This window comes from Kribbella amoyensis (assembly GCF_007828865.1).
In the GTDB taxonomy this organism is placed as follows: Bacteria; Actinomycetota; Actinomycetes; order Propionibacteriales; family Kribbellaceae; genus Kribbella; species Kribbella amoyensis.
In genome coordinates this window covers 5,873,206-5,888,380 of sequence record NZ_VIVK01000001.1, presented here as the reverse complement: position 1 = coordinate 5,888,380, position 15,175 = coordinate 5,873,206, and the positions used below count along the sequence as shown (strand labels likewise).

The following is a 15,175-nucleotide window of genomic DNA, read 5'->3' as shown; positions in this document are numbered from 1 at the left end:
GTCACCTGTGCGACGTCTGGCCGTACCCACCGCCCTGCTGACCGCGGTCCTGCTGCTGGCCGGTTGTGGTGGCGGCGAATCGAACAACGGCTCCATGCCGACCCCGGAGGGCGGGGGAGGCGGTTCGTCCACGTCGACCGAGCCGACCGGGACCCCGACCGAGCCGTCCGCCTCGACAACCAAAGAGCCGAGCGCGCCCACGACCACGACCGCGCCGAAGGCCCAGGTGGTCGTCGTCCCCGGCAAGTACGCTGGCAACCCGGCCGTCCAGGGGCTGATGGCGAAGTACCCGGTGTACTACCAGGCCCTGATCGACCGCGACGACGCGGTGATCAAGGAGACGTTCCCGGCGTACTTCTACCTGGATGTCACCAGCAACATCAAGCTCGCCAAGTCGAGTGGCTGGGTGATGCGGCCGCCGGGCAGTGTCGTGGTGATGAGCCTGAGCCAGCAGCCGTACAACGTGGTCCGGGTGAACCTGTGCGCCTCGCAGGCCACCCAGTACTGGAACCCGAAGGCGAAGAAGTGGGCCAAGGCGGCGCCGCAGGGGATCCCCGAGGTGATCGACATGGTGAAGACCGGGATGGGCTGGTCGATGTACCGCCGGTCGAAGCCCGCGAAACCGTACGGCTGCGCCGCCGTCCGGTTTCCGGCCTAGTCCGGTGCAAGGTCACGTGATGGTAGCGGGCGCGCCCGGAAGGGCATGATGCTCCCCGGCGGCGATAACCTGCCGACAGGACGAGACTCAGGAGTGACGATGCGCAACCGGCTCAGCCGAGGGTTGATTGCCCTCAGCACCGTGCTGGCGCTGCTGGTGGTCTGGCCCGTGGCGCCCGCGAGCGCGGACACCAAGCATTTCAACGAGGGCGTCTGCAACATGTACGTCAACTCCAACGGGTTCGGCGCCTACTGCAGCGGCGGCTGGATCGGTGCCGACCTCGCGTCCTGGCGCGAACTGCTGGGCAACCGTCCGTTCGTCCCGTGCCGTGACTTCGAGGTACCGCCCGGCGTCACCCTGCCGGCGCCGCCCGAGGGCAAGGACTGGGTGCTGCGCCTCACCATCGTCGACTACGACCTCGGCACCGACGCCCCGCCGGGAGGCGCGAACGCGCACATCGAGCGCGCGATCGTCCCGGTCGATCGCGAGGACCGGGCGCAGTGCCCGACGCTGGGCTACATGGACCGGTTCTGGACGACGTTCGAGCAGGGCTACCCGCCGCCGGTGCTGCAGGTGAACCCTACGTACACGCCGCGGGTGAACGTCCCCGCGTACTTCGACCTCACGCCGGACAGCGCGTACGTCCTGAAGGAGTCGAACATCGCCCTGTTCCGGGCCGGTGGCGACAACCTGACGATGCGCGGCGTGGTCGGCCACATCACGGTCGACCCGGGCGACGGGTCGAAGCCGGTCGAGTGCATCAGCGGCGTGGCGCCGATCGGCAAGGACAGCTACGACAAGACGAAGGATCCGTTCCACCAGCTCAGCACCTGCAGTCATGTCTACAAGCGGTCCAGCGCGAACCAGCCGGACGGCATGTACACGGTCAAGCTGAAGATCCGCTGGGACGTCTCGTACTGGCGGACCGCGACCGGCGACTGGGTGCAGCTCGGCTCTGCCGAGGTCGAAGCGGTGCAGCGGCTCCCGGTGCAGGAAGTGCAGGCGATCGGTGGTTGAGTTCGGTGGGGCTACGGAGGGACGACCATGGTGAAGACCGGTGATCCGGTGCGGTCGGCACGGCTGCCGCAGCGGGGTTCGGGGAATTCGGCGGCGGACCGGCTGAAGGGCCTGGTCTCGCTGCTGGCGATCCTCGCGATCGTCGGCGGCGTGCCGTACGTGCTGCTGACGTTCTTCGGGACGCCGTGGCCGGACCAGATGCCGACCCGGGACGTGCTGTTCAGCGAGCTGAGCATCGAGACGGTGCTCGGCATCATCGGCTTCTTCATCTGGGTCGCGTGGCTGCACTTCGTGGTCTGCCTGGCCGTCGAGGCGGTCGCCGAGATCCGTGGCCACGGGTTGTCGCCGCGGATCCCGCTCGGTGGCGGTTCGCAGACGCTGGCCCGTCGGCTCATCTCCGGTGTCGTCCTGATCGCCGGTGCGGCCAGCGTGACGCTGCCGGTCGCGAACGCGGTGACCACCGCGCCGGTGAAGGCGCCGACGTCGATCAGCGTGACGCAGGGCGGTGACCAGAGCCAGGGCGCCGACTTCCGCCAGACCGAGGCGCGCAGCTCGGTGCTGAGCGGCACCACGCACACCGGTGTCCGGACGAACAACGACCAGACCGGTCAGGTCGTCAAGTACACCGAGGTCAAGCCGCCGGAGGGGCGCAACTACGACTGCCTCTGGGACATCGCCGAGCGGTACCTGGGCGAGGGCCGGCGGTACAAGGAGATCTACGACCTCAACAAGAACAAGCTGCAGCCGGACGGTCGCCGGCTCACCAACCCGGACCTGATCATGCCGGGCTGGCAGGTCCGGCTGCCCGCCGACGCCAAGGGCCCGGGCGTGCACACGGTCCGGGTGAACGTGGACCAGCCGAGCAGCACCAAGACCACCACGACGACCACCACGCAGAGCAAGCAGACGACCGAGACCAAGGCCCGGGTCCAGCCGTCGACGGAGAAGAAGACGACCACCCAGCACCAGACCAACGGCCCGAGCCGGTGGTTCGAGGAGCAGGGCGTCGAGAAGCCGTCGTCGGTGGAGATCGGTACCGCCGCGAACGACCCGACCGCGAAGAACGCGAAGCCGGACCTGCCGGGCGTGGGCGACATCGCTCCGCATGGACCGGGGACGACGGACACGCGCGCGGGCGACCCCGTGGGCGGCGGGACCAAGGTGCCGGACGTCGTGGACGCGCCGGCCGACGAGGGCATCAACGTGGCCGAGGCCGGGATCTACGGGTTCGGAGCCACACTGCTGGCCGCGGGTCTGGCGCTCGCGCTGCGGCGCCGGCGCGGCTGGGCCCAGGGGCCCGGACCGAAGTCGGCGAGCAACCGGCAGACCGAGATCGGCCTGCGGCTGGCGTCCGACGTGCCGACGGCCGAGTTCGTCGACAGGGCGCTGCGCCAGCTCGGCGCGAGCATGACGGACGCGAACCGGATCATGCCGACCGTGGTCGCCGCGCTGGTGACCGAGCGGGCACTGACCCTGGTGCTCGCGCCGGGGGAGCCGCAGACCCCGCCGCCGGCCCCGTGGCAGGTCATTGCCGACGGCACCCGCTGGGTGCTGCGGCGCGCGTACGCCCCGGACGGCGACGTGGACGCGCCCTCGCCGTACCCGACGCTGGTCACGGTCGGCCGGAACGCGGACGGCGCGACGGTCCTCGTCGACCTGGACGCGGCGAACGGCATCGTCAGCTTCGGCGGCGTCACGAACGCGTCCCGCGACGTGGTCGGTTCGCTCGCCGTCGAGCTCGCCACGAACCTGTGGTCCGAGGGCGCGCACGTGAGCATGGTCGGCTTCGGCGACGACCTGTCCTCGCTCGCGCCGAGCCGGCTGAGCTACTGGACCCGGCTGGACGACGCACTGAACGAGGTCACCCGCCGGAGCGAGGCGCAGGTGCAGGCGTGCGGCCGGCGGAACGTCGCCTCGTCGGCAGCGGCCCGGCTCGCGCAGCCGGACAAGGTGTTGTGGGGCCCGGAGATCGTCTTCGTCTCCGCTCCGCCGTCGCCGCAGGAGGAGCACCGGCTGGCGCAGCTCGCGGCCGACCCGAGGCGCAGTGTCGCCGTGATCGTCGTGGGTGACGTCCACGGTGCGCCGTGGCGGTTCGTGGTCGACGAGAAGAACCAGGCGGTCTGCCGGCTGCTCGGGCTCGAGGTCGATGCCCACAGCATCAACCCGGCCCAGTTCGCCGATCTGGTCGCACTGTTCGAGGTGGCGGAGTCCGAGGCGATGGACAAGCGGCGCGCCGAGCAGGACCTGCCCGCGTACGAGTTCTCCACGCTGGACCTGAGCCGTGCGGCGCCGGTCGAGGTGGACCTGCTCGGCCCGGTCGAGGTGGACGCGCGCGGCACGATCGACGACGGCCGGGTCCAGCTCGCCACGGAGATCATCGCGTTCCTGTCCAGCCAGGACTACGGCGTCCACCCGAACGTGCTGGCCGGCGCGATCTGGCCGCGCGGGATCAGCCAGGAACTGCGGGACGCGGCGCTCGAGCACACCCGGAACTGGGTCGGCCAGGACGCCATGTACGCCGACGAGTCGGGCCGCTGGATGCTGAACCGCAGCGTCGTCCGGGTCGACTGGGACGTGTTCCGCACGCTGGTCAAGCAGGCCGAGCTGAAGGAGGACCCGCGCGAGCAGCTGTCCACGGCGCTCGGCCTGGTGCACGGCCGCTCCTGGGCGAACCTGCCCGCCGGCCGGTACTCGTGGCTGGCGGCGTCCGGCATCGAGCGGCGGATGGCGGAGGCGGTCGTCGACGCGGCGCTCAAGCTGGCCGAGGCGAGCCTGCGCTTCAACGACGGCAACCTGGCCCGTACCGCGCTGCAGACCGGGCTGAGCTTCTCCCCGGCCTCCGAGGACCTCTGGCGCGCGACCCTGCGCCTGGCGGCCCACTTCGGCACCACCAGCGACGTCAGCAACGTGGCAAGCCAGATGTACACGGCCCTGTCCAAGCACGGCGGCCCCCGCGGCCCCGAAGCCGAGACGGACGCCCTGGTCGACGAGCTGCTCCCCGGCTTCCGCCGCCCGGCCGCCGTCGCCTGAGTACCGAAGAACCCCGCCCGCGAGGATCTCGCGCGGGCGGGGTTCTTGTTCTGTGTGGGCGGTCAGAGGTTGCGGGTGGACCAGGTGTCGCAGGCGGAGAGGTTGCCGGAGTCCATGCCGGTCTTGAACCAGCGCATCCGCTGCTCGGCGGTGCCGTGGCTGAAGTTCTCCGGGGTGACGCGGCCCTGGGACTTCTGCTGGATCCGGTCGTCGCCGACCGCGGCCGCCGCGTCGAGGCCGCGGGCGATGTCGTCCTCGGTCAGGCCCTCGATGAACGTGTCGCCGTCCTTGTCCGGGACCGTGGTCGCGTGGTTCGTCCAGACGCCGGCGAGGCAGTCCGCCTGCAGTTCGGAGCGGACCGAGTCCGAGGCCGGACCCTGGCGGGACTTGATCCGGTCCAGGTAGCCGTACAGGTTCTGGATGTGGTGGCCGTACTCGTGCGCGACCACGTACGCCTCGGCGAAGTTGCCGCCGCGGGCACCGAGCTGGGTCTGCAGCGTCTCGAAGAAGCCCAGGTCCAGGTACACCCGCTTGTCCGGCGGGCAGTAGAAGGGGCCGACCGCGCTGGTCGCCGCGCCGCAGCCGGTGTTGACCGAGCCGTCGAAGACCCGCATCGGCGCCCGGGTGTACTTCTTGCCCCGCCGCGGCAGTTCGGCGGCCCAGAAACCCTCGATCGAGTTCTGGTAGAAGACGAAGCGGCAGTCCTGGTTGTTCGCCAGGTCCGTGCCCTTCTTGCAGGAGTCGAGGTTGCCGGCGGCGGTGTTCCGGACGGTCGGCTCGTCCGCGCCGCTGCCGCCGACGCCGGGGATCCCACCGTTCAGCAGCAGGATCACCACCAGGAGGACCAGGCCCCCGATCCCTCCGCCGACCGGGATGCCCATCCCACCGGGAAGCAGCCCGCCGCCGCCTCCACCTCCGCTACCACGCGTGTCCTCGACACCGCTGGTGTCCAAGTCGGCGTCCGGGTTGAATTTCACAGCGCCTACACTAGACCTCGCCGCGGGATCTCAGCCGCCTTGCGACCAGGCGTGGCCGGCCCGCGACTCCCACCTGTCGCCCGACCCCGAGGACCCCTGCGCCGCCATGATCACCGTCTCCAACCTCGAGGTCCGTGTCGGGGCCCGGCAGCTGCTCGCGCCCGCCTCCTTCCGGGTCGGACCGGGCGACAAGGTCGGGCTGGTCGGGCGGAACGGCGCCGGCAAGACCACGCTGACCAAGATCCTCGCCGGTGAGGGGCTGCCGGCCAGCGGTTCGATCTCGTCCTCCGGCGAGATCGGGTACCTGCCGCAGGACCCGCGCACCGGCGACCTGGAGATCCTCGCCCGGGACAGGATCCTGGCCGCCCGTGGCCTGGACGAGGTGGTCCGGCGGCTGCGCAGCGCCGAGAAGTCGATGGCGAGCGCCGACGAGAAGACCCGGGCCAAGGGCATGCGCCGGTACGAGCGGGCCGAGGCCGACCTGCACGCGGCCGGTGGGTACGCCGCGGAGTCGGAGGCGGCCCGGATCGCGGCGAACCTGGGCCTGCCCGAGCGCGTACTCGGCCAGCCGCTGGGGACGTTGTCGGGTGGTCAGCGGCGCCGCGTCGAGCTGGCCCGGATCCTGTTCGCCCAGGCCGAGACGCTGCTGCTGGACGAGCCGACGAACCACCTGGACGCCGACTCGATCGTCTGGCTGCGGGACTTCCTCAAGGCGTACTCGGGTGGCGTGATCATGATCAGCCACGACGTGAACCTGCTCGAGGAGACCGTCACCCGGGTGTTCCACCTGGACGCGAACCGGGCCGAGATCGACGTGTACAACGTCGGCTGGAAGGCGTACCTGGGGCAGCGTGAGACCGACGAGCGGCGGCGCAAACGCGAGCGGGCGAACGCGGAGAAGAAGGCGTCCCAGCTGGTCGACCAGGCGAACAAGATGCGCGCCAAGGCGACCAAGGCGACCGCGGCCCAGCAGATGCTCAAGCGGGCCGAGAAGCTGATGGCGTCGCTGGAGGACGAGCGCGCGTCGGACCGGGTCGCGAAGATCGCCTTCCCGACCCCGGCGGCGTGCGGCAAGACCCCGTTGATGGCTCGCGAGCTGTCCAAGTCGTACGGGTCGCTGGAGATCTTCACCGACGTCGACCTGGCCATCGACCGGGGTTCGCGGGTGGTCGTGCTGGGGCTGAACGGCGCCGGCAAGACCACGTTGCTGCGGGTCCTGTCCGGGCTGGAGAAGTCCGACACCGGCGAGGTGATCGACGGGCACGGGCTCAAGCTCGGGTACTACGCGCAGGAGCACGAGACGCTCGACGTGAACCGGACCGTGATCGAGAACATGAAGTCGGCGGCCCCGGATCTCAACGAGACCCAGGCGCGGTCGGTGCTCGGGTCGTTCCTGTTCACCGGGGACGACGCGGACAAGCCGGCCCGGGTGCTGTCCGGCGGCGAGAAGACCCGTCTCGCGCTGGCGACGCTGGTCGTCTCGGCGGCGAACGTGCTGCTGCTCGACGAGCCCACCAACAACCTGGACCCGGCCTCCCGCGCCGAGGTGCTGAGCGCGATCCGCTCGTACCAGGGCGCGATCGTGCTCGTCACCCACGACGAGGGTGCCGTCGAGGCGCTGGAACCGGAGCGCGTCCTGCTGCTGCCGGACGGCGTCGAGGACCTCTGGACGAACGAGTACGCGGACCTCGTCTCGCTGGCCTGAGGGCCGTTTTCCACAGGTGATCAGGACCGCACGATCGGAGTAGCCGGTTCGCGTATGTTCACTGCATGATGGAATCTGGACTGCGGTTGACGGTGGACGGCCCGGTCGCCCGGGTGGTGCTGGACCGGCCGGAGGTGCGCAACGCGCAGACGCCGGCGATGTGGCGCGCGCTGGCCGGGTTCGGGCAGGCGCTGCCGCCGGAGGTGCGGGTGGTCGTGGTGTCGGGGGAGGGACCCTCGTTCTCGGCCGGGCTGGACCGACGGTTGATCATGGGTGAGACAGTCGAGGGTGAGGAGCCGTTGCTCAGCCTCGGGGCGAAGCCGGCCGATCAGGTGCACGCGGAGATCGCTGCCTTCCAGGCGGGGTTCTCCTGGTTGCGGCGGCCGGAGTTCGTGAGTGTGGCCGCTGTGCAGGGACATGCTGTGGGTGCGGGGTTCCAGCTCGCGCTGGCGTGCGACCTGCGGGTGGTGGCCGACGACGCGAGGTTCAGCATGCGCGAGCCGGCGCTCGGGTTGGTGCCCGACCTGGGCGGTACGCAGCCGCTGGTGCAGCTGGTCGGGTACTCGCGCGCCCTGGAGATCTGCGCGACGTCCCGCTGGGTCGAGGCCGGCGAGGCGCGGGAGCTCGGGTTGGCCAACATCGTCGTCGGAGTGTCGGAGCTCGGGGATACGGTGAAGGATCTGACCGAGGCGCTGCTGGCCCCGCTGCCGGGTGCGGTGCGGGAGACGAAGGCGTTGCTGCTGGGCGCGGCCGACCGGCCGTACGAGGAGCAGTTGCGGGCGGAGCGGGAGGCCCAGGCACGGCGGCTCGCGGAATTGCTGGGAAGCTTGGGCTGACCTCAAGTGTTGTCAAGGTTGAAGGGTGTCTGACGGCGAGGAGACCGGATGTCGGCGGGAATGATGCGAGGGATGGGCGGCGGGAGCGGCGCGGGCAGTTGGCGCCGGCAGGACGCCTCCGTGGTCAACCAGAAACTGGCCAAGGGAACGGTCCGGCGGATCGTGCGGTTCGCGAAGCCGTTCCGCTGGCAGATCACGTTCTTCCTCGTGCTCGTGGTGATCTCCGCCTTCCTGGTGGTCGCCTCGCCGCTGCTGTTCAAGCGGATCGTCGACGACGGCATCTCCAAGGGCGACGCGGGTCTGGTGACGGCGCTCGCCCTCCTGGTCGCGTTGCTCGCCGTGGTGGAGGCCGGGCTCGGTCTGCTGCAGCGCTGGTACTCCGCGCAGATCGGTGAAGGCCTGATCTTCGACCTGCGGACCAAGGTGTTCGCCCACGTCCAGCGGATGCCGGTCGCCTTCTTCACCCGGACCCAGACCGGCGCGCTGGTCTCCCGGCTCAACACCGACGTCATCGGCGCCCAGCAGGCGTTCACCTCGACCCTGTCCGGCGTCGTCTCGAACATCATCAGCCTGGTCCTGGTCGTCGCCGCGATGCTGGTGCTGAGCTGGCAGCTGACCGTGGTGGCGATCCTGCTGCTGCCGGTGTTCCTGGTGCCGGCCCGGATCCTCGGTCGCCGGCTGGCCGCGCTGACCCGCGAGCAGATGCAGCTCAACGCGGACATGTCGACCGCGATGACCGAGCGCTTCAGCGTCGGCGGTGCCCTGCTGGTGACGCTCTTCGGCCGCCCCGACCACGAGAACCGCGACTTCGGCGAACGTGCCGGCCGGGTCCGCGACCTGGGTATCCGCACCGCGATGCTCGGGCGCGTCTTCTTCACCGCTCTCACCCTGGTCGCCGCGCTGGCGACCGCGCTCGTGTACGGGGTCGGCGGGAACCTCGCCGTCCGCGAGACCCTGACCGTCGGGACGCTGCTCGCGCTGGTGGCGCTGCTCGGCCGGTTGTACGGTCCGCTGACCGCCCTGTCGAACGTGCGGGTCGACGTGATGACCGCGCTGGTCTCCTTCGAGCGGGTCTTCGAGGTGCTCGACCTGGATCCGATGATCAAGGACGCCCCGGACGCGAAGCCGCTGCCGGCGAACGCGGCCACGGTCAGCTTCGACCATGTCGCCTTCTCGTACCCGACCGCCGACCAGGTCTCCCTGGCCAGCCTCGAAGCGGTCGCCGTCCTCGACAAGCGTGCCTCCTCCCAGGTGCTGGAAGACATCACCTTCTCCGTCGAGCCCGGCCAGATGGTCGCGCTGGTGGGTCCGTCCGGCGCCGGCAAGACCACGATCACCAACCTGGTCGCCCGCCTGTACGACGTCACCAGCGGCGCGGTCCGCGTCGGCGGTCAGGACGTCCGCGAGGTGACGCTGGAGTCCCTGCACGACACGATCGGGTACGTCACGCAGGACGCCCACATGTTCCACGACACGATCCGCGCGAACCTGGCGTACGCCAAGCCGGACGCCACCGACGCGCAGATGATCGAGGCGCTCCGCTCGGCCCAGGTCTGGGACCTGGTCGCAGCCCTCCCGGACGGCCTGGACACCGTGGTCGGCGACCGCGGCCACCGCCTCTCCGGCGGCGAACGCCAACGCCTGGCGATCGCGAGACTGTTGCTGAAGGCCCCCCACATCGTCGTCCTCGACGAAGCAACCGCCCACCTCGACTCCGAGTCCGAGGTAGCGGTCCAAAGGGCCCTGGACACAGCCCTCGAAGGGCGCACGTCCGTAGTCATCGCCCACAGACTCTCCACCGTCCGCAACGCCGACCAGATCCTCGTAGTAGACCACGGCAACATCGTCGAAAGAGGAACCCACGAACAACTCCTGGCCCTCAACGGCGAATACGCAGTCCTCTACAGAACCCAGTTCGCCCACACCAACGGCGCGGTCGTAACAGACATCAACACCGCGGTCTGAACCACCTGCGCGGACGCCGGCCAAGCTGACTCGCGATCGACCGAGGTGCCGACAACGAGCACCAAGCGGTGCGACGGCCGGCCGGTACGCGAGCCGCGGTTACGCGGAAGCTGACCGGGGACGAGCTGCGGGCTGCGCTGGAAGGGCCTAGCGAGGCGGGGCCACGGCCCGGCTCACGGGCGGCTTGCAGCTCAGCCCAACGTCCGCCGCGAGCTTGCTGCTCAGCCTGGAGGTGCGCCGGACCTGCAGCCACTCACCAACGTGTGCGGCCGGCTGGGTGTTGGACTGGAGTAGGCGAGGAGGGTGTGGGGCGGCCGGATGGTTGGGAGGTTGGTGAGTGGTGCAGGTTCGCTCCCACCCGCGACCGCCGGCCGCCGCCTTTACCGCCTGCTTCAGCAAGTGCTGCGACCTTGCTCGCGTAGTCAGCCAGAAACTGCGGAGGTTGTGAGCGGGCGGACGTCGGCTGGCGCAGCGGGCGTTTGGACAGGAGGTGGTGGGTGCTGAGGGTTGGGGGAGCGGGTCGGGTCGGCTGAGCGGGGTGGAGGTGTGGGGAGTACCTCCTGTCGGCGTGCACCTTGGGGGTGGGTGGGATCGGGTGCGTGGGGGCTATCACGCGGGGTACGGTTGATAGTCGGGACCATTGTTCTGACGTTCGGGGAGGGTGGGATGGTGAAGTTCGGGCTCGTGCTGGCGGCTGGGTACACCGGGTTTCGGCTTGCTTACAACTCCGAGGACGGCATCCACTACGGGAAGGTCGGCGAGCAGACGCTGCGGACCGGGCTCGCGCTGTTCTTCGCCGCGCTCGCCGGGGGACTCACGTACGCGGCGCTCGTCCTGCACTGAATAACCCGCATGCCCGCGCGGCGGGTGATTTCATGTGTCCGTAGGCGCCCGTCCAGCTGAGGTACTTGAGTGCTGTTGGCAACAAAACACACGACCAGCACAACCGCCTGACCCCGACCAGCAAGCAACCACGTCGCGCCCCGGTACCCACCACATCCCGGGGCGCGACCGGATGAGTCAGCTCCTGGCTCTCCCGGTCTCGTCCTGTTCCAGCAGGTGGAGGACGGGGACGCCCAGGTGGCGGCGGGCCGAGTTGGTCCAGTCGAGGTGGAAGAACTCGGCGACGATGTGGGGTCGGGTCAGGATGATGACCTCGCGGCCGGTGACCTTGTCGACGGTGGCGCGAAGTGCGTCGATGGGGCGGTCGTGGGAGATGCCGCCGTCGGCCTGGTAGCCGAGGGCGCGGAGGCGCTGGACGCTGCGTCCGGTGCAGTCCTTGGCCTCGCTGTCGATGGCTTTCTGGGCTTCGGCGAGTTCCTGGCGCTGGTCGACGAGCCCGGCGCCGTACAGGTCGGCGGTGCCGAGGGCGCTGATGGACGCCTCCACGCCGGCTTCGGCGTTGTGGCACGGCACCAGGACGTGGTACTTGACGGGTTCGGGCAAGTCCTGGTGCAGGTCGACGACGCGTTTCGCGTCGGGCTCGGACAGTTCCTGTTCGACGAGCAGTACGACGTCGTACATTTCGGTACCTCCGGGTGCTACCGATCGGTATACGACCATCATGCCCCGTCCGCGGGCAGAATGGCGGCATGCAGCTACCCGTGATGCCGCCGGTCCCGCCGATGCTCGCCAAGGCGGTCAAGCAGATCCCGGACGGGGCCGTCAGTTTCGAGCCGAAGTGGGACGGTTTCCGCTCGATCGTGTTCCGCGACGGTGACGAGGTCGAGATCGGCAGCCGGAACGAGAAGCCGATGACCCGGTACTTCCCGGAACTGGTCGAGGCGATCCGGGCGAACCTGCCGGAGCGGTGCGTGATCGACGGCGAGATCGTCGTGGTCGGCTCGTCGGGGGACCGGCTCGATTTCGAGGTGCTGCAGCAGCGGATCCACCCGGCCGCCTCGCGGGTGAAGATGCTGTCGGAGACGACGCCGGCCAAGTTCGTCGCGTTCGACCTGCTCGCGTTGGGCGACACCGACTACACGGATCGCCCGTTCTCCGAACGCCGGGCCGCGTTGGAGGAGGCGCTCGCCCCGGCGAAGGCGCCGATCCACCTGACCCGGACGACCACCGACAAGGTGCTCGCGACGGAGTGGTTCCACCAGTTCGAGGGCGCCGGACTGGACGGCGTGATCGCGAAGCCGCTGGACGGGCTGTACGAGCCGGACAAGCGGACCATGTTCAAGATCAAGCACGAGCGGACCGCGGACTGCGTCGTCGCCGGGTACCGCGTGCACAAGAGCGGCCCGAACCGGATCGGCTCCCTGTTGCTCGGCCTCTTCAACGAAGAGGGCGTCCTCGCCAGCGTCGGCGTGATCGGCGCGTTCCCGATGGCACGGCGCGAGGAGCTCTTCGAGGAACTGCAGCCGCTGGTCACCGAGTTCGACGAGCACCCGTGGGCGTGGGCGAAGCAGGAGGAAGGCAACCGGACCCCCCGCAACGCCGAGGGGAGTCGCTGGCAGGCCGGCAAGGACCTCAGCTTCGTCCCGCTGGTCCCGGAGCGGGTCGTCGAGGTGAAGTACGACCACATGGAGGGCGTCCGGTTCCGGCACACGGCGCAGTTCGTGCGCTGGCGTCCGGATCGGAAGCCGGAGTCCTGCACGTACGAGCAGCTCGAGGAGCCGGTGAAGTTCGACCTCGGCGACGTCCTCGGCTGACCGCCGGGTCAGCTGGGACCGAGGATCCGGTCGAGGACGCCTTCGTCCAGGCCGAGGCCGGGGAACGTCGCCAGGCTGCTGATCGGGAAGTTGCCGATCATCCTGAGCAGTTCCGGGTTGCCGAGGATCCCGCGAGCGTTGCCGTCGGCATCGACCCCGACCGCGTCCCGCAAGGCCGCGGCGCCGTCGGGATGCGCGAGCCACTCGTCCAGTGTCGCCATCCCGTCGAGCCGCGGCAGGACCGGGGGACCGGTCACCGTGACCGAGGTGGCCAGCGGCAGGTCCCGCGAGGACGATCCCACCGCGATCTCGAACACCCCCGGCTCGAGGACCCAGCCGCGGTGCGTCGTCGACCAGTACGACAGGTCGCGCGCCGTGAGTTCGAAGTCCACGGTCACCCGCGTACCCTGCTCCACCTCGACCTTGCGGAATCCCTTCAGCTCCCGCGTGGGCCGGCGGACCCCGGCCTCGGGATCCCCGACGTACAACTGCACGACCTCCTTGCCGACCCGCGAGCCCGTGTTCCGCAAACCGCACGACACGCGGACCCGTACGTCGACCCCCTCACCGACCACGTCCACGGCCAGCCCGTCGTACGCGAACGTCGTGTACGACAACCCGTGGCCGAAGGGGTAGCTCGCCTCCTGCCCCAGCGCGTCGTACCCGCGGTACCCGACGAACACGCCTTCCCCGTACCGGACGTGACCCTGCTCGCCCGGGAAGTTCAGGTACGCCGGGTTGTCTTCCAGCCGCAGCGGCAGCGTCTCGGTCAAACGGCCCGACGGGTTGACCTTGCCGAGCAGCACATCGGCGACGGCACCTCCACCGGCCTGGCCCGCGAGCCAGCACTCCACGATCGCCCGTGCGTCCAGGTCCCACGTCGACAGCCGCACCGCGGACCCGTTGGCGAGCACGACCACGAGGTTCGGATTCGCGGCCGCGAGCCGGGGGAGCAGGGCGAGCTGGTTCGCCGGCAGGTCCAGGTGGGTCCGGTCGAACCCCTCGGACTCGTCGGCCGCCGGCAACCCGAGGAACACGACCACCACCGACGCCCGTTCCGCCAGCCCGACGGCCTCGGCCGCCAGCTCCTCGTCCAGCGCCGTGTCCAGTCCGAATCCTGGCTCGAAGACCACCTCGACCCCCGCCGGTACCCCGTCCCGCAACGCGTCCAACGGCGTTTCGACCCGCGTCGGGTTGACCTGCGAACTCCCGGCCCCCTGATACCGCGCCGTCCGCGCGAACTCCCCGATCACGGCCACCACGTCCCCATCGACAGGGGCCAACGGCAACAAGTCGTCCGAGTTCTTCAACAGCACCAAGGATTCCGCAGCAGCCGCTCGCGCCAACGCGTGATGCCCATCCACCTCGAAATCACCCGAGCCAACCGACGAAGCCCGCTCGACCAGGCGCAGAACCCGACCCACCGCCCGGTCGAGCACATCCTCGTCCAACTCACCAGACCGCACCGCGGCGACGATCGCGGCATCGCTGATCCCCAGCTTCGGCGGCATCTCCAGATCCAGCCCGGCCGCGAGCGCCGCGACACGATCGTGCACGGCACCCCAGTCGGACATGACCAGCCCGTCGAATCCCCACTCGTCCCGCAGCACCTCGGTGAGCAACCACGGGTGCTGCGACGCGTGGATCCCGTTGAGCCTGTTGTACGAGCACATCACGGTCCACGGCTTCGCGGTCCGGACGACGCGTTCGAAGCCGGCCAGGTAGATCTCGCGCAGCGTCCGCTCGTCCACGTCCGCGCTGACCCGCAGACGATCCGTCTCCTGGTTGTTGGCGGCGTAGTGCTTGACCGAGGTCCCGACACCCTGGCTCTGGACGCCCTCGACGAACGCGGCCCCGAGGACTCCCGAGATCAGCGGGTCCTCGGACAGGTACTCGAAGTTCCGCCCGCACAACGGAGACCGCTTGATGTTGATCCCCGGGCCGAGCACCACGGCGACACCCTGGGCGCGAGCCTCCTCGCCGATGGCCTGGCCGACCCGGCGGACCAGGCCCGGATCCCAGCAGGAACCGAGTGTGCTCGCGGTCGGGAAGCAGGTCGCCGGGAGGCTGCCGCCGATGCCGACGTGGTCGCCGTCGTCGGGTTGCCGCCGGAGTCCGTGCGGCCCGTCGGAGAGCAGGATCGCGGGGACGCCCAGCCGATCGACGGGCGCCGTGCGCCAGAAGTCCGACCCGAGGCAGAGCGCGGCCTTCTCCTCGAGGGTCAGCTGTGCCAGTACCTGGTCCGTCATGGTCGCTCCTCCAACCGGTCCGCGGGTCTTCAGCCTGTCACTACAGCACAGCCGGCCTGCTGATGACAGACCGTGCTGGAC

The 15,175-nt window shown here is 69.9% G+C and carries 11 protein-coding genes; 8 read left to right on the top strand and 3 right to left on the bottom strand.

From position 1 onward, the window contains the following. Positions 1–7: 7 nt before the first annotated feature. From FB561_RS27560 to FB561_RS27550, 3 genes are all read left to right on the top strand, one after another. Positions 8–658, top strand: a complete 651-nt coding sequence (locus FB561_RS27560; protein WP_238335095.1) for a hypothetical protein — start codon at positions 8–10, stop codon at positions 656–658. 99 nt (positions 659–757) lie between these two features. Then, positions 758–1,675 carry a hypothetical protein gene (locus FB561_RS27555; RefSeq protein WP_145811616.1) on the top strand — a complete coding sequence of 306 codons (918 nt, stop codon included), beginning with the start codon at positions 758–760 and terminating at the stop codon, positions 1,673–1,675. 27 nt (positions 1,676–1,702) lie between these two features. After that, a complete protein-coding gene (locus FB561_RS27550) occupies positions 1,703–4,705 on the top strand; it encodes an AfsR/SARP family transcriptional regulator (RefSeq protein ID WP_145811614.1) in 3,003 nt (1,000 codons plus the stop codon). Positions 4,706–4,767: 62 nt separating this feature from the next. On the opposite strand, the gene ypfJ is transcribed toward FB561_RS27550, so the two are convergent. Continuing rightward, entirely contained in the window at positions 4,768–5,682 is a 915-nt protein-coding gene (gene ypfJ, locus FB561_RS27545; RefSeq protein ID WP_145811612.1) for a KPN_02809 family neutral zinc metallopeptidase, read from the bottom strand. A gap of 106 nt (positions 5,683–5,788) precedes the next feature. Here ypfJ and abc-f point away from each other — a divergent pair, with 106 nt between their 5' ends. The 4 genes from abc-f to FB561_RS38015 all read left to right on the top strand — a co-directional run bounded on the left by abc-f (position 5,789) and on the right by FB561_RS38015 (position 11,031). Further along, the gene (gene abc-f / locus FB561_RS27540; protein WP_145811609.1) at positions 5,789–7,387 is read left to right on the top strand and encodes a ribosomal protection-like ABC-F family protein; all 1,599 of its coding nucleotides are present in this window, start codon (positions 5,789–5,791) and stop codon (positions 7,385–7,387) included. Between the two features lie 65 nt (positions 7,388–7,452). Further along, positions 7,453–8,223 (top strand): enoyl-CoA hydratase/isomerase family protein, encoded by a 771-nt coding sequence (locus FB561_RS27535; RefSeq protein WP_145811607.1) that lies wholly within the window; start codon positions 7,453–7,455, stop codon positions 8,221–8,223. Positions 8,224–8,271: 48 nt separating this feature from the next. After that, the gene (locus tag FB561_RS27530) at positions 8,272–10,188 is read left to right on the top strand and encodes an ABC transporter ATP-binding protein (protein WP_145811605.1); all 1,917 of its coding nucleotides are present in this window, start codon (positions 8,272–8,274) and stop codon (positions 10,186–10,188) included. A 666-nt stretch (positions 10,189–10,854) separates the two neighbouring features. Beyond that, on the top strand, positions 10,855–11,031 hold the full coding sequence (locus tag FB561_RS38015) for a hypothetical protein (RefSeq protein ID WP_170284778.1): 177 nt from the start codon (positions 10,855–10,857) through the stop codon (positions 11,029–11,031). Between the two features lie 177 nt (positions 11,032–11,208). Here FB561_RS38015 and FB561_RS27520 read toward each other — a convergent pair whose 3' ends face one another. Next, entirely contained in the window at positions 11,209–11,712 is a 504-nt protein-coding gene (locus FB561_RS27520) for a hypothetical protein (protein ID WP_145811602.1), read from the bottom strand. A gap of 68 nt (positions 11,713–11,780) precedes the next feature. On the opposite strand from FB561_RS27520, the gene FB561_RS27515 reads away from it, so the two are divergent. Then, positions 11,781–12,845 carry an ATP-dependent DNA ligase gene (locus FB561_RS27515; RefSeq protein ID WP_145811600.1) on the top strand — a complete coding sequence of 355 codons (1,065 nt, stop codon included), beginning with the start codon at positions 11,781–11,783 and terminating at the stop codon, positions 12,843–12,845. Between the two features lie 8 nt (positions 12,846–12,853). On the opposite strand, the gene FB561_RS27510 is transcribed toward FB561_RS27515, so the two are convergent. Then, entirely contained in the window at positions 12,854–15,094 is a 2,241-nt protein-coding gene (locus FB561_RS27510) for a glycoside hydrolase family 3 C-terminal domain-containing protein (RefSeq protein ID WP_145811599.1), read from the bottom strand. Positions 15,095–15,175: the final 81 nt, after the last annotated feature.

What these genes read in the sequence shown, in the direction of transcription:
- FB561_RS27555 (WP_145811616.1), top strand. Translation starts at nt 758, where the DNA reads ATGCGCAACCGGCTCAGCCGAGGGTTGATTGCCCTCAGCACCGTGCTG.
- FB561_RS27550 (WP_145811614.1), top strand. Translation starts at nt 1,703, where the DNA reads ATGGTGAAGACCGGTGATCCGGTGCGGTCGGCACGGCTGCCGCAGCGG.
- abc-f (WP_145811609.1), top strand. Translation starts at nt 5,789, where the DNA reads ATGATCACCGTCTCCAACCTCGAGGTCCGTGTCGGGGCCCGGCAGCTG.
- FB561_RS27535 (WP_145811607.1), top strand. Translation starts at nt 7,453, where the DNA reads ATGATGGAATCTGGACTGCGGTTGACGGTGGACGGCCCGGTCGCCCGG.
- FB561_RS27530 (WP_145811605.1), top strand. Translation starts at nt 8,272, where the DNA reads ATGTCGGCGGGAATGATGCGAGGGATGGGCGGCGGGAGCGGCGCGGGC.
- FB561_RS38015 (WP_170284778.1), top strand. Translation starts at nt 10,855, where the DNA reads ATGGTGAAGTTCGGGCTCGTGCTGGCGGCTGGGTACACCGGGTTTCGG.
- FB561_RS27520 (WP_145811602.1), bottom strand. Translation starts at nt 11,712, where the DNA reads ATGTACGACGTCGTACTGCTCGTCGAACAGGAACTGTCCGAGCCCGAC.
- FB561_RS27515 (WP_145811600.1), top strand. Translation starts at nt 11,781, where the DNA reads ATGCAGCTACCCGTGATGCCGCCGGTCCCGCCGATGCTCGCCAAGGCG.
- FB561_RS27510 (WP_145811599.1), bottom strand. Translation starts at nt 15,094, where the DNA reads ATGACGGACCAGGTACTGGCACAGCTGACCCTCGAGGAGAAGGCCGCG.